The sequence below is a fragment of the Nonomuraea sp. NPDC050540 genome (assembly GCF_044457485.1).
Lineage (GTDB): Bacteria > Actinomycetota > Actinomycetes > Streptosporangiales > Streptosporangiaceae > Nonomuraea.
Window position 1 is genome coordinate 280984 of sequence record NZ_JBITHA010000004.1, and the last position, 19780, is coordinate 300763.

General features: G+C 68.6%; 18 protein-coding genes. 8 read left to right on the forward strand and 10 right to left on the reverse strand.

All coding sequences use genetic code 11. From position 1 onward, the window contains the following. Window positions 1-687, reverse strand: a complete 687-nt coding sequence (locus tag ACIBI5_RS15895; RefSeq protein ID WP_397247310.1) for a TetR/AcrR family transcriptional regulator — start codon at window positions 685-687, stop codon at window positions 1-3. 101 nt (window positions 688-788) lie between these two features. Here ACIBI5_RS15895 and hisC point away from each other — a divergent pair, with 101 nt between their 5' ends. Continuing rightward, entirely contained in the window at window positions 789-1844 is a 1056-nt protein-coding gene (hisC, locus tag ACIBI5_RS15900; protein WP_397247312.1) for a histidinol-phosphate transaminase, read from the forward strand. Between the two features lie 31 nt (window positions 1845-1875). On the opposite strand, the gene ACIBI5_RS15905 is transcribed toward hisC, so the two are convergent. From ACIBI5_RS15905 to ACIBI5_RS15915, 3 genes are all read right to left on the reverse strand, one after another. After that, complete coding sequence (locus ACIBI5_RS15905; RefSeq protein ID WP_397247314.1) at window positions 1876-2070, reverse strand: ferredoxin; 195 nt, start codon at window positions 2068-2070, stop codon at window positions 1876-1878. Window positions 2071-2098: 28 nt separating this feature from the next. Next, window positions 2099-3304, reverse strand: coding sequence for a cytochrome P450 (locus ACIBI5_RS15910; protein ID WP_397247316.1), 1206 nt, complete (start codon window positions 3302-3304; stop codon window positions 2099-2101). Window positions 3305-3454: 150 nt separating this feature from the next. After that, window positions 3455-4420: a ketopantoate reductase family protein gene (locus ACIBI5_RS15915; protein ID WP_397247318.1), complete on the reverse strand. Its 966-nt coding sequence runs from the start codon at window positions 4418-4420 to the stop codon at window positions 3455-3457. Between the two features lie 93 nt (window positions 4421-4513). On the opposite strand from ACIBI5_RS15915, the gene ACIBI5_RS15920 reads away from it, so the two are divergent. Next, window positions 4514-5116 (forward strand): TetR/AcrR family transcriptional regulator, encoded by a 603-nt coding sequence (locus ACIBI5_RS15920; protein ID WP_397247320.1) that lies wholly within the window; start codon window positions 4514-4516, stop codon window positions 5114-5116. Window positions 5117-5172: 56 nt separating this feature from the next. Here ACIBI5_RS15920 and ACIBI5_RS15925 read toward each other — a convergent pair whose 3' ends face one another. Genes ACIBI5_RS15925 through ACIBI5_RS15945 form a run of 5 tightly spaced genes read right to left on the reverse strand, consistent with a single transcriptional unit; the run spans window position 5173 to window position 11372 of the window. Further along, window positions 5173-6657 carry a hypothetical protein gene (locus tag ACIBI5_RS15925; protein WP_397247322.1) on the reverse strand — a complete coding sequence of 495 codons (1485 nt, stop codon included), beginning with the start codon at window positions 6655-6657 and terminating at the stop codon, window positions 5173-5175. After that, window positions 6657-8198 (reverse strand): hypothetical protein, encoded by a 1542-nt coding sequence (locus ACIBI5_RS15930; protein WP_397247324.1) that lies wholly within the window; start codon window positions 8196-8198, stop codon window positions 6657-6659. The genes ACIBI5_RS15925 and ACIBI5_RS15930 overlap by 1 nt, the downstream gene beginning before the upstream one ends. Next, window positions 8198-9691: a hypothetical protein gene (locus tag ACIBI5_RS15935; RefSeq protein ID WP_397247326.1), complete on the reverse strand. Its 1494-nt coding sequence runs from the start codon at window positions 9689-9691 to the stop codon at window positions 8198-8200. Before ACIBI5_RS15935 ends, ACIBI5_RS15930 begins: the two co-directional genes overlap by 1 nt. A gap of 5 nt (window positions 9692-9696) precedes the next feature. Next, a complete protein-coding gene (locus tag ACIBI5_RS15940) occupies window positions 9697-10512 on the reverse strand; it encodes a carbohydrate ABC transporter permease (protein WP_397247328.1) in 816 nt (271 codons plus the stop codon). Then, entirely contained in the window at window positions 10509-11372 is an 864-nt protein-coding gene (locus ACIBI5_RS15945; RefSeq protein ID WP_397247330.1) for a carbohydrate ABC transporter permease, read from the reverse strand. The genes ACIBI5_RS15940 and ACIBI5_RS15945 overlap by 4 nt, the downstream gene beginning before the upstream one ends. Window positions 11373-11491: 119 nt before the next feature. Here ACIBI5_RS15945 and ACIBI5_RS15950 point away from each other — a divergent pair, with 119 nt between their 5' ends. The 6 genes from ACIBI5_RS15950 to ACIBI5_RS15975 are packed head-to-tail and all read left to right on the forward strand — an operon-like array spanning window position 11492 to window position 18153. Further along, window positions 11492-12766, forward strand: a complete 1275-nt coding sequence (locus ACIBI5_RS15950) for an ABC transporter substrate-binding protein (RefSeq protein WP_397247332.1) — start codon at window positions 11492-11494, stop codon at window positions 12764-12766. After that, window positions 12750-13742 carry a Gfo/Idh/MocA family protein gene (locus ACIBI5_RS15955; RefSeq protein ID WP_397247334.1) on the forward strand — a complete coding sequence of 331 codons (993 nt, stop codon included), beginning with the start codon at window positions 12750-12752 and terminating at the stop codon, window positions 13740-13742. The genes ACIBI5_RS15950 and ACIBI5_RS15955 overlap by 17 nt, the downstream gene beginning before the upstream one ends. Next, window positions 13739-15310 carry a heparinase II/III family protein gene (locus tag ACIBI5_RS15960; protein ID WP_397247336.1) on the forward strand — a complete coding sequence of 524 codons (1572 nt, stop codon included), beginning with the start codon at window positions 13739-13741 and terminating at the stop codon, window positions 15308-15310. Before ACIBI5_RS15955 ends, ACIBI5_RS15960 begins: the two co-directional genes overlap by 4 nt. Beyond that, window positions 15294-16028: an amidohydrolase family protein gene (locus ACIBI5_RS15965; protein WP_397247338.1), complete on the forward strand. Its 735-nt coding sequence runs from the start codon at window positions 15294-15296 to the stop codon at window positions 16026-16028. Before ACIBI5_RS15960 ends, ACIBI5_RS15965 begins: the two co-directional genes overlap by 17 nt. Then, window positions 16025-16831 carry an amidohydrolase family protein gene (locus ACIBI5_RS15970; RefSeq protein WP_397247340.1) on the forward strand — a complete coding sequence of 269 codons (807 nt, stop codon included), beginning with the start codon at window positions 16025-16027 and terminating at the stop codon, window positions 16829-16831. The genes ACIBI5_RS15965 and ACIBI5_RS15970 overlap by 4 nt, the downstream gene beginning before the upstream one ends. A 14-nt stretch (window positions 16832-16845) precedes the next feature. Continuing rightward, window positions 16846-18153, forward strand: coding sequence for a GTP cyclohydrolase IIa (locus ACIBI5_RS15975; protein ID WP_397247342.1), 1308 nt, complete (start codon window positions 16846-16848; stop codon window positions 18151-18153). A 173-nt stretch (window positions 18154-18326) separates the two neighbouring features. On the opposite strand, the gene ACIBI5_RS15980 is transcribed toward ACIBI5_RS15975, so the two are convergent. After that, window positions 18327-19577, reverse strand: coding sequence for an AAA family ATPase (locus ACIBI5_RS15980; RefSeq protein ID WP_397247344.1), 1251 nt, complete (start codon window positions 19575-19577; stop codon window positions 18327-18329). Between the last annotated feature and the right edge of the window lie 203 nt (window positions 19578-19780).

A 19780-nucleotide genomic window follows, 5' to 3' on the forward strand; every position in this document is an offset into this window, starting at 1 on the left:
TCAGTGTTCCTCTCGTAGTGCGGCGGCGAGGTCGGCCACGTCGCGCCCGGGTGGGAGCTTGGCCACCAGCCCTTCGGCGAGCGAGGTCAGGACCAGCTCGAAGTGGTCGTCGGCGGTGTGGGCGGGGATGCCCAGGGAGGCGGCCCGCACCAGCGGCGAACCGGCCATCGCGGTCAGGGCCTCGCGGGTGTTCTCCTCGGTGCCGGGAGGGTCGAGCCGGGCTTGGGCGTCCTGGGCCTGTTCGGCCGCGACGATCCCGATGGTGACCGTGGCTACGGCGGAGCTGAGGACGGTGGCGGCGGCGGGGGCGTACCCGCGCCCGGCCAGGGCTCTGATCTGCGTTTCGAGCAGCCGGACGCCGGACGGGCCGCGTGGGAACAGCCGCTGCAGGTACTGGGCGGTGCCCGGGTGGGCGAGCGTGAACCGCCGCAACTGGCGGCCGAACGCCACCAGATGCGCGGCGGTGGGGCGCTCCGGGTCGTCGTGGAGCGTGAGCTCGTTCAGGATGGCCTCGCCGACCAGGGTCTCCAGCGCCGCGCGGCTCGGCACGTGCCGGTAGACGGCGGTGGGGGTGACGCCGAGCGCCTCCGCGACCGCCTGGACCGTCAGCTCGTGCAGCCCGATGCGCACGCCCGCGGCGACCACGTCCTCGTGGCTGAACGTGGCTGTCCGCCCACCAGTCCGCACCGCTCACTCCTATAGGTAAGGCTAACCTTAGTTATGGCCCATAACTTAGGAGACGGGCAGGCGTAGCGCAAGAGGCGCGGACCGGGGATTACAGTGTGGCCATGCCTCGTTTCCGCGCCATTCTGGACACCATGCCCGCGTACAAGGCGGGCAAGGCCGTCGTCAGCGCCGACGGCCGGTCCCACAAGCTGTCCTCGAACGAATCCCCCTATGACCCGCTGCCTTCGGTCGTCGAGGCGATCGCGGAAGGCGCGCGGCAGATCAACCGCTACCCCGACCCCGCGTCGGTACGGCTGACCGAGGCGCTCGCCGGGCGCTTCGGCGTGCCGGCCGAGCACGTGGCGCTCGGGCCCGGCTCGGTGACCGTGGCGCAGCAGCTGTTCGAGACCGTGAGCGAACCCGGCGCCGAGGTGATCTACGCCTGGCGTTCGTTCGAGGCCTATCCGCTGCTGGCCGACCTCGCCGGAGCGGTCTCGGTACGGGTGCCGCTGGTGAACGAGGAACACGACCTGGACGCCATGGCCGACGCCATCACCGACCGGACTCGGATGATCTTCGTCTGCACCCCGAACAACCCGACCGGCGTGCCCATCGGACGGGCCCGGCTCACGGCGTTCCTGGACCGGGTGCCCTCGAACGTGCTCGTGGTTCTGGACGAGGCGTACCGCGAGTACGTGCGCGACGAGGACGTCCCCGACGGGCTCGACATCTACCGAGAGCGGCCCAACGTCTGCGTGCTGCGCACCTTCTCCAAGGCGTACGGCCTGGCCGGGCTGCGGGTCGGCTACCTGATCGGACATGAGCCGGTGGCCGCGGCCGTACGCAAGGTCACCATCCCCTTCGCCGTCAACAGCCTCGCCCAGATCGCCGCCCTCGCCTCGCTGGAGGCGGAGGACGAACTGCTGGCCAGGGTGGATGTGGTGGTCAAGGAACGTACGCGGGTGCGGGAGGCGCTCATCGCCCAGGGATGGGAAGTGCCGCCCACCGAGGCGAACTTCGTGTGGCTGCGGTTGGGGGAGCGGACGATGGAGTTCGCCTCCGCTTGTGGGATCGAGGGCGTGGCCGTCCGGCCGTTCGCGGGAGAGGGAGCCCGGGTATCCATCGGAGACCCAGAGGCCAACGACACCTTCCTCAAGGCGGCGGCCGCGTTCCGCTGACAAAGGCCTTTCAGGCTGTGCGGCCATCCACTCACTCTTCGAGTGAGATGGCCTGGCTAGGGCACAGGTGCACCGCTTGGCGGGCCTTCTCGGCCAGTTCGCCGTCCGGTGTCTCGTTCAGCACGATGATGGTGGCGTCGTCCTCGCTCTGGTCGAACAGCGCGGGCTCAGTGAGCACGCACTGTCCGGCACCGACGCACTTGCCGGTGTCCGCGATGATTTTCATGGCCTTCTCCTCCCGGGGTGGGGATGCGCTACCAGGTCACCGGGAGCTGGTACAGGCCATAGATGTTCGCGTCGTCCTTGAACGGCAGCTCGTCGACATCCACCGCCAGCTCCAGCGTGGGGACGCGGCGGAACAGCGTGTCGAACACGATCTGTAGCTCCATCCGAGCCAAGTTCTGGCCCAGGCACTGGTGCGGCCCGAACCCGAACGCGACGTGGTGGCGCGCGCCGCGTTCGATGTCGAGCTTGTCCGGGTTCTCGAACGCTCGCGGGTCCCGGTTGGCCGAATGGCCGAGTGCCAGCACTCCTTCTCCGGCGCGGATCAGCTGCCCGCCGACCTCGATGTCCTCGACGCACAGCCGGGCCGCCGCCACGTCGATGATCGTGAAGTACCGCAGCATCTCCTCGACCGCGTTGAGCGTCTTGCCCGGGTCGGACTTGATCATCGCGAGCTGCTCCGGGTTGCGCAGGAACGCCACGGTCGACAGCGAGATCATGTTCGCCGTCGTCTCGTGGCCGGCCACGAGCAGCAGCAAGCCCATGCGGGCCAGTGCCGTCCGCCGGTAGGCGCCGTCCGCGCGCAGCTTGACGATCTGGCGCCCGAGCAGGTCGTCCGTTGGGTTCTTTTCCTTCTCCGCGACGAGGTCGGCCATGTAGCCCTGGATGGCACTCATGGACGCCCACCGCTCCTCGGGCGGCGTCGACTGCTTGATCACCGCCACCGTGTGCTCCTGGAAGAACTCATGGTCGGCGTACGGCACGCCCAGCATCTCGCAGATCACCAGTGACGGAACCGGCAGCGACAGCGAGTCCACCAGGTCACCGGGCCGCGGCCCGGCCAGGAGCGCGTCGATCCGCCCGTCGACGATCTCCTGGATTCGCGGACGCAGCGCCTCCAGCCGGCGCACCGTGAACTCGCCCAGTACGGCCTTGCGCGCCGGCCCGTGCTCGGGCGCGTCCATCGAGATCAGGAAGCGCTCCTCGTCCGGCCGCCGGGACGCCGCCTCGCCCTCGACCAGCGCTGGGAAGTCCGGATGCTGCCGGTCGGCGCTGAACCTCCGGTCGTTCAACACGGTTCGCACGTCGTCGTGGCGGCTGATCACCCAGGCCCATCCGCCGTCGGGCAGACGGACCCGCGAGACCTGCTCTCCTTCACGGATCTCTTCGTACGCCGGTGGCGGCGCGAACGGGCACGTACGGGCCATGGGGAACGCGTGTTTCTCGGTTGTAGTCATGACATTTCCTTCCACGACGTCACGGACAGGCGATGGAGGCTGGACAGCGAAAACCGTGTGTGAACGGCAGTTGCTCGACCGGGTTTGGCTCTGGGACGCGGCGGACCAAGGAGCTGCGATGAATCACCGGGACCGACGGCATCGGTGGATTCAGACTCGACCTGTCCCCTCGCGGGCGAAGTGTGGTTCCGCCGCTTCCAGTCGTGGTGCCGAGATGCCCAGCCGTCGTGCTTCGGCCAGGGTGTCCCGGCAGACCTCGCGCGGTTCCTCGGCGTCGGGGTCGTTGTGCGCGGTGAGGCTGACGCGCGCGGGCGGGACGTGAGTGGTCAGCCACGCGAGTATGGGTGCCGTCAGCCAGGTGGGTGCCCGGAAAGGCAGCACCGCGCCGCGGTGTCGTCGCAGGTCGAGGCCGCGTGCCTGGAGGAGTGGCAGGAGTTCGCGGGCGGTCAGCAGCGCCTGGCGCAGGTCGCCGGTTGCCCCGGCCAGCTGGGACAGCGATCCCCGTCGCAGGCCCTGGGCGAACATGCCGGCATCCGACGCGAAGTGGACCCACAGCCAGCCGCGGAAGTCGGGCCGTTCCTTGATCCGGAGGCCGGCCTCGCGAAACGCCTGGCGCACGGCCTGTTCCCGGTGGGTCGGGGGCTGGCCGAGGGTGCCGAAGATGACCGACGGCAGCAGCGCCGCGTGGAGGACGCCGTCGGCGCCGAAGCCGCCGCCGGCCTGGGGAAAGCCCCAGGCGATCTGATCGGCGGGGAGTGCGCCGATGGCGGCGAGCGGCTCTGCCCAGAGGTTGCCGAAGATCAGTACCGTGGCCTGGCCGGCGCGCGGGGCCAGGAAGGCCGTCGCCTCCGCGAGGCGGTGGTGGGGCACGCTGAGCACGATCAGGTCGAAGCCGTGGTCCGGCGCCAGTTCCTCGCGGTAGCGCACCGGCCACGTCTCGGCGACGCGCTGCCCCCACACCCGGCGCCGCATATCGAACAGGTCGAGGTCCACCGCGTCCCCGTACGTCGCCGCGCGGCCTGGCCGGACGTAGAACTCGACGTCGTGTCCCGCGTGTTGCAGGGCCCAGCCGTAGATGGTGGCGATCACGCCTCGGCCGAACATGAGGATCTTCACGCTGCACCTCGTGGGGTACGATCGATGTGGAGGCAATCTCCACTTCTTTGAAGATATGGAGATCATCTCCATTTGTCAACGTGAAGGAAGCCCATGACCGCCGACAAGCCGCTGCGGGCCGACGCCCAGCGCAACCGCGATGTCCTGATCGCCAAGGCACGAGAGGTCTTCGACGCCGGGAACTTCTTCGACCTGCGCTTCGACGACTTCGCCCAGCTGGCCGGGGTGGGCACCGGCACGCTGTACCGCAACTTCCCCACCCGGGAGGCGCTGGCCGAGGCGGTCTACCACGGGGAGGTCGCAGCGCTGTGCGACCGCGCCCACCGGCTACAGGCCACCCTCCCCGCCTCGGAGGCCCTGGCCACCTTCCTGCGCGGCATGGTCGACCACATCGGCGCCCACGAGGGCCTGGCCCGGACCTTGGCCACGCTCATGGCCGATCGCTCGGGTGCCCTCGCCGACGGCGGCCGCGCGCTGGAGCAGGCTGTCGCCGACCTGGTGGCCGCCGCCGTACGGGATGGCGCCGTTCGCGACGACGTGGACGCCGGTGCCGTGATGATGGCCCTGCACGGCATCGGCGCGGCCCATGACCGCCCCGGCTGGCGAGCCGAGGCCGACGGTCTCATCACCCTCGTACTGGACGGGCTGCGCCGCCCGCACTCAGCCCAGGCGACCATCCGTACGCCATCGAGTTGAGGAATCCAGGAACAGTCGTTGGCCCCGCCCTGCACCGAGGGGCTCCACCCGACTCCCTACCCTCGGGCAAGCAGGCGGGACAACGTGATCAGGTGGGAGGAGTTGGCAGGGGTGAAGTTGGTGTACTTGGCGGCCACCAGCGCCTTCACCTGCGTGTCCCACTCTGTGAGTTCGATCCACGAGTGCAGGAAGTAGTCGGTTCCGTTGGCCGCTCCTGTGCCGTCCACCCGCAGGCTGAAGACGGGTGCGGTGGCGGAGCCGTTCCACATCTTGAGTTTGAGGGTGTTCTTGAGGGCGATCATGTCGGCGGTGGTCATCACCTGCCCGCGCCGGTACGACTCCAGGAACGCCGACAGGTCCACGTTCGCGTGTGAGAGGTCCTCTTTCATGGTGGTGTAGGTGCCGTAGTTCCAGATGTACGCGCCGCCGGAGTTGACCAGGTTCGACTTGGCCCACTGGACGGTGGAGTTGGCCTTCTGGAGGTAGGCGGGGTCGCCGTTGAGGCTGTGCAGGACCGTCAGCAGGTTGGCGAAGCCGAGGGCCATGTTGAAGGGCAGGTCGTTGCCGGTGCCGGTGTGGGAGAGGGTGTCGACGTTCGGGGGCTGGCGCCAGGTGGTGCCGTTCCACGTGTTGCCGAGGTAGGCGCTCTGTTCCCAGCGGGGCACGATCTCGGTCTCCAGAAAGCCGCGATACGCCGCCGCTTTCGCGCTGTATCCGGATAGGGCGGGGGTCTGGGCGACAAGCCTGGAGAACTCGGCCATGGGAATGCCGATCATGGCGTCGTGCACCATGTACGGGAAGCGGCCGCTCAGCTTCACGTCGTCGAAGGACGCCGATCCGGCCACCGTGTAGGAGGCGTGCTCCAGCCACACCCGAAGCTGCGGCCCGCCGGTGGGTAGCTTGCACTCGACCTGCTTGAACGTCCAGCTCGTCGAGGTGTAGTCGAGCGCGCAGATCGTCGTGGATCCGTTGCGCAGCACGATCCGCCCGGTCACGGACCCGGCCTTCTTGCCCCATCCGCGCAGAACGTAGGTGGATCCACCCTCGTAGGCGCTGTTGACGTTCTGGTAGAGCTTCTTCCACTTGGTCTGATCGGAGACCACCCGCACCGACTGGGTGCCCTCGACCGCGTCGGTCGTGCGATGGACATGGCTGCCGGTGTCCTGAAAGCGGGTCCATGACGTGGGAAGCGCACCGTCACCGCTCTCGAAGCCCGTGTTGGCGATCTCGACCGGCGAGTACCGCTCGGTGCTCCACCCCAGGAACCCGTCGCCGTCCACGTCGTCGGCGTTGGCGATCACCGTGTCGGCGTGGGTGACGAGCTTGTCCAGCCAGCCGGTGTCCTGGGTGACCTGGTAGACGTCGAGGTAGCTGCGCATGATGTAGCTCTCGCCCCAGGCCAGGGTCGCGCTGCTGCGGTCGTTGTAGACGGAGGCGCCGATCTGCGCCTCGAGCGCCTTGTACTTGGTGAGCCAGACGCTCTCCAGAGAGTGCGCGCCGCCAAGCGCCAGCGCCCCGGCGACGACCAGGTTGAGCAACACTACGACCCCCTTCGGGCGTGCCAGTTTAGGTAGGCCACACAGCCCAGATAAGAACCGAGCTGCGGCTGTACGGCGCGGCCGTCATAGATGGCCCGCGAGTGCGTGAACACGGCCTCGTCCCACTGCGCCACCGCCATCCACCGCGGCGCCTGCAAATACTGCCCGGCGGAGGTCGTGCTGCCGGTGCCGTCGACGCGCTGGTAGGCGGTGGCGATGCCGTCCGCGCCGGGCGGCGCCACGAGGTTCTTGCTGTAGGTACGCGCGAAGCGCGCCATGTCCGCGCCCTTGTAGAACAGCCGGTTGCGGAAGACCGCGGCGGCGAACTCCACGTCGATCGCCCCGTGGCTGAGGTCCTCGATCTGCCCCGCCGGGCCGCCGGAAGGCGTGAACTCCGAGACGCCGTCGGCCTTGGCGAACCCGTTGTAGGTCCGCCCGAACGCCGGCCAGTACGACCACACGTAGGCGTCGTCGGCGTCGGCCTTGACCTCGCGCAGGAAGGTCGCGGCCATCCGCCGCGCCCGGCCTGCGTAGAAGGGGTCGCCGGTGGCGGCGGCGAGTTCGGCGTAGGTCTGGCCGAGCGCGAGACTCTGGTTCGTGGGCTGCTCGGTGCCGTCGTAGGCGAGCGGAGTGCCCTTGTTCCACACGAAATACCCTCGGCCGTCCTCGGTCTGCCGCCACTCGTCGTCGTGGATGGCCGCCGCGTCCCGCGCCGCCTTCAGGTACTCCACCGCCTTGTGCCGATATTTCGGTACGGCCCGCAGCCGCGGACTCCGCAGCACGAGCTTGGCGAACGACGCCATCGGATACGTGATCATGCCAGTGTGCACCGTGAAGATCACCGGCTGGGACACGAACGGCGTGGCCCCGAGCGCGGGCACCGCGTTCCCCGCGGGCGCGGCCCGCAGCTCCCGCGCCGTCACCAGCGTCGGCGTCGGATAGGCGTCGAGGATCCGCTGGACCGCGTAGTCGGGCGCCGCCGGATCCAGCGACAGGTCGGTGAAGGTCGCCACCAGGTTCGTCCGGTTGTTGCGCACTTCCAGCGTGAACCGGTCGGCGGAGCTGCCCGCCCGCACGGTCGCCACCGCGTTGTCGGCGTAGGTCAGGGCGGTGCGGATCTCGACCAGCGCCCGCCCGTCCGCGTCCTTCAGCGTCACCAGGCCGACCGTGTAGGGCGCCATGGCCCGCCAGCCGGGCAGCGAGCGGCCCCGGTGGTCGGTGACGCCGCGGACCGAGTCGCGCCCGGCCAGCACCAGGTCGATGTTGTGGATGAGCCGGTCGAGGTAGTGGGTGTCCTGGTAGGCCTCGTACATCCGGACGAAGCCCAGCAGCACGTACGACTGGCCCCAGGCCAGGCCGCCGTGCTCGTTGGTGTCGGACGGCTGGCCGGCGCTGCCGCTGCTGTGGAAGGTCCGGTCGAACAGGTCGAAGGTCTCGCGGGCGGTGTAGTCGTGGGCGGCGGCGGCGCGAGCCGTACCGGGGAGAACAGCAGTGCTGGAGAGAGCGAGGGCGCCGAGCGTGAACCGGCGGCGGGACAGACGCATCAGGACCTCCGGGCGAACCAGTTGAGATAGGCGACGCTCAGCAGCGTGGAACCCGCCTGGGACTCCACGGCGTGGTCGTCGTAGACCTTGCGGGCGTGCGTGAAGAGGCCGGGGTCCCACTGCGCGACGGGCATGAAGCGGGGCGCCTGTAGGTACTGCCCGGCCGGGGCGAGGCCGCCGCCGCCGTCGACGTAGAGGAAGGTGGTGGCCACGCCGTTGTCGAAGGTGGCCAGGTTGCGGGTGTAGGTGCGGGCGAGGCGGGCCATGTCGTGGCCGCGGAAGCCGAGGCCGGCGCGGTGGGCGGCGGCGGCGAACTCGACGTCGATCCCGGCGTGGCTGAGGTCCTCCATCTGCTGCGCGCCCACGGGCGGCCTGCCGTACGACGGCGTCCATTCCGAGACGTCGTCGGCCCGGGTGTATCCGCGGTACATCACCCCGGACGCCGGCCAGTAGGGCCAGACGTAGGCGTCCTTGTCGTTGGCCCGCAGGTCGCGGCCGAACGTGCGGGCCATGGCCCGGGTGCGCTCGCGGTAGCGGGGCTCGCCGGTGGCGGCGGCGAGCTCCGCGTAGGTCTGGCCGAGGCCGAGCGACTGGTTGTGGGGCTGCTCGGTGCCGTCGTAGGGGACCGGCATGTGCTTGGGCCAGATGAAGTAGCCGCCGTCGTGCCACTCGCGGTCGTGGATGGCCGCGGCCTCGCGGACGGCTTGGAGGTACTCCCGCGCCTTGTCCCGATATTTCGGGATGCGTTGGAGTCTGGGGCTCTGACGGACCAGCCGGACGAAGGCTGCCATCGGATACGTGATCATGCCGGTGTGCACGGAGAAGTGCACGGGCGCCGCCGCCATCGGGAACGTGCCGTGCGCGGGCGCGCCCGCGGCGAGCCGTTTGGCGGTGACCATGTTGGGGGTGGGGTAGGCGGCCAGGACGCGCTCGACGGCGTTGTCCACGGTGTCGTCCACTGTCAGGTCGGTGAAGGTGGAGACGCGCTTCTTCTTCGGGTTGTCCACCACGATCGTGAAGCGTTCGGCCGAGCTGCCCGCCTTCACCGTGACGACGGCGTCGCTGACGTTGGTGAGCGCGCTGCGCACCTCCAGGACCGGCGTGCCGGCGGCGTCGAGCAGGATGACCCCGCCCGCGGTGTAGCTGGTGTTACGCCAGCCCGGCAGCGACAGCCCCCGGTAGTCCGTCACGCCGCGGACCGAGTCGCGCCCGGCCAGCACCAGGTCGGCGTTGTGGATGAGCCGGTCGAGGTAGTGGGTGTCCTTGTAGGCCTCGTACATCCGGATGAACGCGCACAACACGTAGGACTGGCCCCAGCCGAGGGCGCCCAGTTCGTTGGTGTGCGTGGGCTGCCCGGTCAGCCCGCTGTCGTGGAAGACCTTGTCGAACAGGTCGAACGTCTCCCGGGTCGTGTAGTCGTGGCCTGCCGGGCTCGCGGTGAGGGGTAACCCCAGCGCCATCGCGCCCAAACCGAACTGCCTGCGGGTCAACATCGCGGTCAGCCTTTCACTGCGCCTCGCATGCCTTCGAGGACATGGCGTTGCATGAGCATGAAAACGACGACCACCGGGATGATCGAGATGATCGTCCCGGCGGCGAGGGTCCTGACGTCGGTGCCGGTGATCCCGGCCAGATAGGCGATCCCGAGCGCGATCGGGTACTTGGCCGAGTCCTTGAGCACGACCAGCGGCCAGATGAAGCTGTTCCAGACCGAGATGAAGCCGAAGATGGCGAGGATGGCCAGCGTGGGCCGGGCGGCGGGCAGCATCACGTGCCAGAAGATGCGCAGCTCGTGACAGCCGTCGGTGCGGGCGGCGTCCACGATCTCGCGCGGCACCCCGGCGAAGGTCTGCCGGAGCAGGAAGATCCCGAACGCCGACAGCAGGCCGGGCAGGATCACCCCGGCATACGTGTCGGCCATGCCGAGCTGCGAGACCACGAGGAAACGCGGGATGAGCATGACCTCGCCCGGCAGGAACATCGTGGACAGGATCGCCAGGAAGATCAGGTTCCGGCCGCGGAAGCGCAGCCGCGCCAGCGGGTACGCGCACAGCGCCGAGACCAGCACGTACGCCGGGACCATCGCGCCCACGTAGAGGACCGAGTTGAGCAGATAGCGGGGGAACGGGATCGCCGTCCACGCCTCCTTCACCCAGTCCAGGACCGGCGGCCGGGGGATGATGTCGGGCGGGAAGGCGAAGACCGCCTGGTCGGACGGCTTCAGCCCCGACGACAGCAGGATGAGGAACGGGCCGACGAAGACCAGGGCGATCGCCGTGAGCAGGACGTACATCCCGATGTTGCGTGTTCTCACGACTTCCCCCTGGTGAGGCGGTGGTTGAGTATCGCCAGCGCGATCATGACCACCCAGAGCACGAGCCCGATGGCGCTGGCGTAGCCCATCTCGTAGTGCTCGAAGCCGGCCGACCAGATGTAGTAGCCGAGGGTCAGTGTCGAGTCCTGCGGTCCGCCCCGGGTCATGACGTACACCGAGGTGAAGGCCTGCATCGCGTCGAGCATCTCCATCGTGAACGCGACGGCGATGTACGGGATCATGAGTGGCACGGTGATGCGCCGCAGCCGGTCCCAGGCGGTGGCGCCGTCGACGCGGGCCGCCTCGTAGAGCGAGGTGTCGATGGTCTGCAGCCCCGCGAGGTAGATCATCATGTAGAAGCCCATGCTCTTCCAGCCCTCGACCACGATGAGCGCGGGCAGCGCCCAGAACGGGTCGAGCAGGTACTGGATCGGCTGGTCGAGCAGGCCGGCGCCGGTGAGGATCCAATTGAGCACGCCCTGCTGGTTGAAGACGTACTCCCAGGCCACGGCCACCGCGACCATCGAGGTGACCACTGGCAGGTAGTAGAGCATCCGGAAGGTCCTGATCCCCGGCAGCTTCTGGTTCACGAGTACGGCCAGCAAAAGCGGCAGCACGACCAGCAGCGGGAACAGCCCGATCAGGAACAGCACCGAGTTGAGCGTCGCGGTCCAGAATTTCTCGTCGCCCAGGAGGCGTACGAAGTTGTCCATCCCGACGAAGGCCGGCGGCGAGACCACGTCGTACTTCATGAACGACAGCTGGATCGCGGTGACGGCCGGCCAGACGAAGAAGACCCCGAACAAGGCCAGGGCCGGGAGGGCGAAGAGGTAGGGGGTGTACCACCGCTGTCCGGGCATTGGTAGTCCTAAAGATGGATAACGGCGGGCCAGAATTTTCTGCAGCGTACATAGCCCGGGGATTGACGGCAAGAGCGCGTCCTGTCATTGTGCCGAAAGTAGCGATTAAGGACGGCCACATGTCAAGCAGAAGCTTCTTAGTAGCGGCTCTCGCGTTCTCCCTCTTCGCGACCGGCTGCGTCGCCGGCACCTCCGGAGCCGCGGAAGGCGGTAACGACCAGCCCTTCGAGGGCGAGGTCGAGTTCTGGACGATCAACCTGAAGAAGAACTACAGCGACTACATCAACGGTCTGATCGCCGACTACCAGAAGCAGCACCCCCAGGTCACGGTCAAGTGGGTCGACGTGCCCGGCCAGGAGAGCGCCACGAAGCTGCTGGCCGCCGTGGCCAGCGGCGAGGTGCCCGACGCGGTCAACGTCAGCTCGATCGAGCTGGGCCGGTTCACGCCGTCGCTCGAACCGCTCGACGCCTACTTCACCCAGGGAGACCTCGCCGACTTCCAGCCGAACCTGGTCGAGCCGCTGCGTACCGGCGGAAAGCTCTACGCCGTGCCCTGGTACAACGGCGGCTCGCCCGTCGCCATGTACCGCAGGTCGGTGATGGACAAGGTCGGCTTCGACCCCGCCAAGCCTCCGGTCAGCTACGACGAGGCGCTCGCCCTGGCCGACAAGGTCTTCGGCAAGACCAAGGTCAACGGGTTCAACGCGATCCCCGACCACAACACGCTGCGCTACTACGGCGTCGAACTGCTCAGCCCCGACAAGAAGGCCGTGTTCAACACGCCGCAGGCCGCCGAGGTGCTGGAGAAGTTCAAGAAGAGCTACGCGGCCAAGGGCATCGCGCCCGGCGCCGTGTCCAAGGACATCCGCAACCTCCCGCAGACGCTGGAGAACGGCCAGGTCGCCTTCAAGGCGCACGCGAACGCCGCCGAGCTGCTCAACGTGCAGAAGAACGCGCCCGACGTCTACAAGGACCTGCTCGTCACCGCGCCGGTCCAGATGAGCACCGGCGGCAACCTGCTGCTGGCGCAGCAGGCCTTCTCCATCCCCAAGGCGTCCAAGAACAAGAAGGCCGCCGCGGAGTTCATCAAGTACTTCACCAACGGCGCCAACCAGCTGGCCTTCTGCAAGATCGTGCCGATCTACCCCTCGACGGTCTCCTCGACCAAGGACACGTTCTTCACCGCCGTCTCCGGCGACGACCCGATGGCCGCGGCCAGGAGCGTGATAGTGAAGGGGCTGCCCCAGCTGAAGTACACCCCGATCGGCACCAACAAGGACGCGGAGCTGGGCGAGCTGCTCTCCGAAGAGGTGAGGGCCTTCCTCACGGGTACCAAGAGCGCGAAGGAAGCGCTCGACACTGCAGAGAAGCGATGGAATGACGCACTTGCCTAAGCTCAGAGTAGGGATCATCGGTGCCGGGATCATGGGCCGCGGGCACGCCGAGGTGCTCACCGCCCACCCCGACGTCGAGCTCACCGCGGTCTCCCGCAGCCCCCTGGGAGAGGCGGCCGTCTACTCCGACTACCGCGACCTGATCGCCTCCGGCACGGTCGACGCCGTCTCGATCACCACGCCCGACCACCTGCACGCCGACATGATGGTCGCCGCCGCGCGGGCCGGGCTGCACATCCTGGTCGAGAAGCCGTTCACGACGACGGTCGCCGACGCCGACCGCGCGGTCGCCGCCATCCGCGAGGCGGGCGTGATCGCGATGTGCCTGTTCAACCACCGCTGGGTGCCCGCGTACGCGCAGGCCAAGCAGCAGATGGAGCTGGTCGGTGAGCCGGTCGTGGGGTACGCCCGCAAGGACGACACCATCCACGTGCCCACCGAGATGATCCGCTGGGCCGACCAGACCAGCTGCGCCTGGTTCCTGTCCAGCCACGACATCGACCTGCTCAGCTGGCTCTACGACGACCGCGTGGTGGAGGTCTTCGCCACCGCCCGCCACGGCAAGCTGCGCGGCATGGGCATCGAGACCCCCGACGCGATGCAGATCCAGGCCCGCTTCAGCCGGGGCGCCGTCGCCACCTTCGAGTCGGCCTGGATCTACCCGAACACCTTCCCCACCATGGTCGACAGCTACGTCACCGTGGTCGGCGAGGACGGCGTCATCCAGCTCGACCGCCAGAAGGAGAACATCCAGGTGGCCACCGCCAAGGCCTACGCCTACCCGCGCAACATGCTCCAGCGCGTCGTGCACGGCGTGCCCGCAGGAGCTTACCGCGACGCCATCCACCACTTCGTCGACTGCGCGCGCACCGGGACCGAGCCGCTGATCAGCGTCGAGAGCTCGCGCGATGTGACCGCCGTGCTGGCAGCCGCGCACGAGTCCGCCCGCACCGGGCTCCCGGTGAGGCTCGCATGACCGCCTATGTCGAGAAACCGCCGCACGTGCACCCGACTCGGATGCGCCACATTCCCGACGAGGATCTGCCGGAGCTGGGCCGTACCTGGAGGTGGCGGGCGCCCGTACCCGCGGGCATGCCGGCGGAGGCCGCCGACGACCTGATCGGCATCGAGGTCGACTTCCTGGACAAGGGCCACGGCCGTTCCCGCCTGTACGGTTTCCACTACCTGCGCTGGATGACCCCGCTGATCGCCGCCTACTCCGAGACCGGCGACCAGCGCTACGCCGACACCTGGGAGCGCCTGTTCCTGCAGTGGTACGCCGACCGCGACCGGGTGGAGGGCGACTGGCCCGGCCTCGACGTGATCTGGTACTCGCTCGGCGTGTGCGCCCGCGGCATGTACGTCACCCACGCCCTGCACGCCTTCGGCACGGCCCTGGGCGAGCGGTGCCGGAGGGAGATGCTGAAGACCGTCGTCGGCGGCGCGCGCTGGTCGGCCGAGGAGCACGACGAGTTCCGCCACGGCAACTGGCAGTTCGCCACCGTCTGCGAGCTCCTGCACCTGGCCCGCGTCTTCGCCGACCTGCCCGAGGCCGAGTCGTGGGCGGAGGTGGCGCTGGCCCGCATCCACGAACATCTGGAGCGTGACGTACGCGCCGACGGCGGCCACCACGAGCGCTCGCCCGGCTACCACGGCATGTGCCTGGACGCGCTCAAGCGGGCCGCCGCCGTCGAGCCGTCGCTGGCCGCCCATCCCCGCTACCCGCTCATGCACGACTGGCTGGCCGCGCTGACCACGTCGGGCGGCTGGGTGCCGCACCTGCAGGACAGCGGTGTGGTCTGGCCGGTGGGCATCGAGCCGCCGTCCGGTCCGGTCAACCTTGAGGCCAGCGGGTACGCGGTGCTGCGGGGCGGCGGCTTCCACACGGTGATCAACTATGGACCGTATGTCGGGCATGAGCTGGAGCCGCACAGCCACCACGCGGCGCTCGACTTCGTGATCGAAGGCTGGGGCGTGCCGCTGGCGTGGGAGGGCGGCGGGCCGCCGTCGTATGACGACCCGGGCTACTACGACTGGTACCAGGCGACCAGGGCGCACAACACGTTGCTGGTGCCGGGGCAGGAGTATGAGGAGGATCGAAGGGCTTCATGCGACTTGTTCCGGATTTTTCCCGATAAGCAGGTCTTCGAGGGACATCATCACGGCTACGAACAGCGCCACGACCGGCGGATCGTCTTCGTGCCCGACCCCGGCTACTGGGTGGTCTCCGACCGCATCGACGCCGAGGCGATCTGGCAGCTTCACGGCCTGTCACCCTGGCGCCGCCACGGGAACGGGCTCGGGTTCGTGACGGAGAAGGGGCCCGGACTGCTGGCCGTACCCCTGGAGGCGCCCGACGAGGTCCTGCACGGGAACGGTCCCGCGCGCATCCCCGACCCCGAGGCCAGGACCGCCGAGTACGGCGAGATCCACACCCTCGGACTGCGCCGCGCCGACGGCCGGTTCACCGTCGGGCTCTTCCCCTTCCGCGACCAGCCCCCCACGATCCCCGACGGATGGACGGTTCATGCTGATCGACGCTGACGCGATGCTCGGCCGGCACCCCCGCAGGGACGTCGGCCAGGGCACGGTCACGCAGGCGCTGGCCAGAATGGACCGCTTCGGCATCGCCGAGGCGCTCGTGAGCCACAGCTGGTCGTGGCTGCACGACCCGCACCAGGGCAACCTCAAGATCGCCAAGCTGACGGAGGGACAGCCCAGGCTGCGCCCCTGCTGGGTGATGCTGCCCGACACCTGCGACGAGACCGCGAACTTCGTCACCTCCGCCCTGGACAACGGCGTCGCCGCCGTCCGCGCCTACCCCGCCGACCACGGCTACGACCTCGCGGGCAGGGACACCGCGCGCGTGCTCGACGCCGTCGCCGAGGCCGGGCTGCCGCTGCTGCTCGACGCGCCGCAGGCCGGCTGGCCCACCGTCGAGGCCGTCGCCGCCGCCCGCCCCGGCCTCGCCGTCGTCGTCGGCGGCCTCGGGTACCGCCTGCTCAGGCAGGCGGCGGGCGTGCTCGCCCGCACCCCCAACGTCCATCTCGGGCTGGCCAACCTCTCCTCCCACTGCGGCCTCGAATGGCTCGTCGAGAGGTACGGCCCGCGCCGCCTCGTCTTCGGCACCGGCGCCCCCGCCAGAGACCCGGCCGAAGCGCTCACCCGGCTCCTCTGGTCGGAGCTGGACGACGAGAGCGTGGCCGCCATCGGCTCCGGCAACGTGCTGGGCCTGCTGCGTCAGGAAGCGAGGGCCGCGTGAGCATCGAGACCGCCGTGTGGAGCCGCCGTCCCCAGACCGGGGTACGGATCGTGGACGCCCACGCGCACGCCGGGCCGTACAGCCTGTTCTTCATTCCCGAAGCCGGACCCGAGGCGATGGTACGGGTCATGGACCGGTGCGGGGTGGCGCACGCGGTCCTGTCCAGCCATCTCGCCATCCAGCTCGACGCCACCGAGGGCAACGCGCAGACCGCCGAGATCGTCCGGGGCGCGCCCGACCGGTTCACCGGGTACCTGACCGTCAACCCCTGGCAGGATCCCGTGGGGGAACTGGGGCGTTGGGGGGACGATCCGTGCTTCGGGGGGATCAAGCTCCATCCCGACCTGCACGACTATCCGCTCACCGGGCGGCGGTACGCGCCGGTGTGGGAGTTCGCGCAGCGGACCGGATGCCCCGTGCTGACGCACAGCTATGACGGCTCGCCGTACAACGATCTCGGGCAGGTGGAGGAGGTGGCCGCCCGGCATCCCGGGGCGACCATCCTGGCCGGGCACGCCGGGGCCACGCCGCTCGGCTTCGACCTCGCGATCGAGGCGGCGCAGCGACAGCCCGGACTCGTCCTGGAGGTCTGCGGCTCCTTCAACAGCGGGCCCGACATCGTCAGAATGGTGTCGGAGGTCGGAGCGGGCCGGGTGGTCTACGGCTCCGACTTCCCGTTCATCGATCTTCGCATGTCGCTCGGCCGGGTAATCTTCAGTGGCCTCGCCGAGGAGGACCGTGCGGCGGTCCTCGGCGGGACGATGACGCGACTCCTGCAGTGGCGATCCGGACTGGAGAGATAACGATCATGGATCGGTTGCGATCCGAGACACGGTCGAGGGTGGCCATCGGGGTCGTCGGGCCGCCCGACCTGGTCGAGCAGATCATGATGATCGGCGCCGACCTGCCCGCCGCCGCCGACTGGCGGCTGGTGGGCGCGCCGCTGGCCGGTGAGCACGAGACCTACGAGAAGTTCTCCAAGATCGCCGACAGCATCGACGTGGCTCTGTTCACCGGGCCGCTCCAATACGACCTCGCCCGGCAGGGCGGCGAACTGCCCATGCCGGCCACGTTCGTGCCCATGAGCGGGGCCAGTCTCTATGCCGCGCTGCTGCGCGGGGTGCTCGCCGACGGGATCGAACCGGCCAGGGTCAGCATCGACTCGTTGCCCGCGGCCGATGTCGAAGAGGCCTATGGGGAGATCGGGGTCAGCACCGCGGGGGTGCACCTTTCCGAGTACGACCAGCCGGAGTCCGCCCGCGGCTTCATCGGCTTTCACGAGCAGCTCTACCGGCAAGGGGCGACCACCGCCGCGCTCACCACGATAAGGAGTGTGGCCAAGGCGCTCACCGCCGCCGGGGTGCCGGTGCTGCGGATGCTGCCCACCTCTCACACTCTGCGGCTGGCGCTGAACACCGCCGCTCTTCTTGGCACGGGGAGCCGGCTGGAAGAGGGACAGATCGCCATTGCCGTGGTCGAACTGGCCGCCTCCGCCCGGCCCAGCTATTCGGGGCCCGGTAATTATTGGCAGCAGGAGCTGAAGCTCTCCCTTCACCAGTCGCTACTGGCCGACGCCCGGGTGATGGGGGCCACCGTGGTGCCACGCGACGAGAACAGCTATGTCGTCACCGCCACGGTCGGTGCGCTCGCGCAGGCCACCGACGGGTTCCGGGTCGCGCCGTTCATGGACCGGGTGCGGTCGGAGGCGGGGGTGCCGGTCGAGGTGGGAATCGGGCTCGGCACCACCGCGCGGGACGCCGACGCCAACGCGCTGGTCGCCGTCGAGAAAGCCCGGAACGCCGGGGCGGCGGCGGCCTACATGGTCAGCGGGGACGGGACCGTCCTCTCCCTGCCGCTGCGGCAGCGTCGACGGGCCGAGAGCGAGCCGGTCACCGCCACCAAGGGGGCCAAGCTCCTGGAACGCCTGGTCGCCGGGCTGGGTGACGGGCCGGAGGCGCTGGTGGTGGACGCCGAGATCGTGGCCGATGTGCTGGCGGTGGCGCCCCGGTCGGCTCGCCGGGTTCTGCAGAGTCTGGCGGAGGAGGGGCTGGCTTGGCCGATGCCGCCGGTAAAGGGCTCCCAGGCCGGCCGCCCCCGCCAGCCGTACCGACTGGTCCGCCCTTAAAGGCAAAGTCCTCGCTGTCGCTCGGGCGCCTTGTCTGGCCCACCCGTTGCCCGGTTAAGTGGCCGACCGGTTGGATCCCGCCCCGGGACAACGGTCCTCGCTCCGCTCGGGCGCACTGATCGAGCGCGCCTTCGGCGCGCGGCTTGCGCGTGTCCTGAGACACGACAGGTTCGCTACAAAAGGCCCAGCTCACAGGCGACAAGCGGGCGCAGTTGGAGTGCACGGGTCATAGTTCCGTCTGGGGCGCCTCGGATGTCCGCCTCTGCAAAAAGAAGGTCCGCAGGGTCGACGAGTTGAACCACCGCAGGCGAATGAGTATTGACAATGATCTGCCGAAATGGATTACCTTTCCCAGGTGTTTCCTGAGCGTCGACTGCCAGATCCGTGACCAATTGGACCATGGCGTTCACGTTGGCGGGGTGAATGCCGTTCTCCGGCTCCTCCATGCACAGGAGGCCCTCGACGGTCGGGTCCTCGAGCAGAACGCACAGGGCAAGGAAGCGGAGCGTTCCTTCGGACAAGCTTCTTGCCGGCAGGGCAAGCCCGCCAGATTCGACGAGTTGCACCGTGAAGAGTTCACGGACGTCATCTTGTTCTACTCGAAGTTCTCTCACATCCACGCCTGACAGGTCGGCGAGGCGCCCGGCGATTCTTGCATAGACACGCTCGGGGTCGCCGTCCTCGTAGGCGATGCGAAAGAGGGTTGACGCGAGATGACGACCGGTAGGGTCCATCTGGCGTGGGTCGACATATCGATCCGCGGCCCGCAGCACAGAAGGCTCCAGGGCGAGCCGACGCCATGACTGCATTTCTCTTCGTGCTGCGAGAACGGTCGGGTCGTCACTGCTCGTAACGGTGCTCACAACTGTTGCGGGCGCCCGGGACGCGGCGGCAGGTTTGGGCTGGCCGCGACTTCCGCCGCCCTGGTGGATGCTGATGATCGGCTGCCCGTCCGCATCTTTGGTGGTGGAGATGAATGCGGCACCGGCTCGGCGGCCGTGTAGGACTGCATTGCGGAAATGAGCGGCACTGTGCTTGAACCGGAGCTTGCCAGGGGCGTCGCCCAGCTTGATGTGCCTGAGGTTCTCCGCGAGGAGGCTCAGGCGGCCGATCTTTTCAATTCCGCTCGGCGGTACGTACCCCAACTCCAGCTCGTAGCGTAGGAAGGTTATCGAAGGCGTCGTGGGACGGCCGAAATCGTCTTCCACTTGTCCAGGCACGATCATTTCTGCGGCGAATCGCATTTTGTGTGCCGGGTCAGAATGTCCGTTCCAAAAGAGATCGCGGGGGTCGCCGAAGCGTTCGCCGTGAACTCCGCGGACCTCCTGGGCGGCTTCGATCAGCGACCTGTCGGTCAAAAGGCTGAGAAATTGAATGGCATCAAAAACGTTTGATTTCCAGTGCCGTTGACGCCTGCGATGCACGTGAAAGGGCCAAGATCCACTTCAAAATCCAGAAGGTTCTTGAACCCGTCGACTTCGAGTTTAGTAAGCATCAGAGCCTTCCCACGCGTCCTATCGTAGCGGTGGCGGAAGGATTCTTCCCAGCTTTGGGTTCGGCAAGGCGGCACGAGGTCCCGATTACGTGAGTAGCTGGAGTGGCTGGCACAGGAGCCGCATCCGGCCCT

Bases quoted from the DNA above. Each gene is read 5' to 3' on its own strand.
- hisC (WP_397247312.1), top strand. From the start codon at position 789: ATGCCTCGTTTCCGCGCCATTCTGGACACCATGCCCGCGTACAAGGCG.
- ACIBI5_RS15905 (WP_397247314.1), bottom strand. From the start codon at position 2,070: ATGAAAATCATCGCGGACACCGGCAAGTGCGTCGGTGCCGGACAGTGC.
- ACIBI5_RS15910 (WP_397247316.1), bottom strand. From the start codon at position 3,304: ATGACTACAACCGAGAAACACGCGTTCCCCATGGCCCGTACGTGCCCG.
- ACIBI5_RS15920 (WP_397247320.1), top strand. From the start codon at position 4,514: ATGACCGCCGACAAGCCGCTGCGGGCCGACGCCCAGCGCAACCGCGAT.
- ACIBI5_RS15930 (WP_397247324.1), bottom strand. From the start codon at position 8,198: ATGCGTCTGTCCCGCCGCCGGTTCACGCTCGGCGCCCTCGCTCTCTCC.
- ACIBI5_RS15935 (WP_397247326.1), bottom strand. From the start codon at position 9,691: ATGTTGACCCGCAGGCAGTTCGGTTTGGGCGCGATGGCGCTGGGGTTA.
- ACIBI5_RS15945 (WP_397247330.1), bottom strand. From the start codon at position 11,372: ATGCCCGGACAGCGGTGGTACACCCCCTACCTCTTCGCCCTCCCGGCC.
- ACIBI5_RS15950 (WP_397247332.1), top strand. From the start codon at position 11,492: ATGTCAAGCAGAAGCTTCTTAGTAGCGGCTCTCGCGTTCTCCCTCTTC.
- ACIBI5_RS15955 (WP_397247334.1), top strand. From the start codon at position 12,750: ATGACGCACTTGCCTAAGCTCAGAGTAGGGATCATCGGTGCCGGGATC.
- ACIBI5_RS15960 (WP_397247336.1), top strand. From the start codon at position 13,739: ATGACCGCCTATGTCGAGAAACCGCCGCACGTGCACCCGACTCGGATG.
- ACIBI5_RS15965 (WP_397247338.1), top strand. From the start codon at position 15,294: ATGCTGATCGACGCTGACGCGATGCTCGGCCGGCACCCCCGCAGGGAC.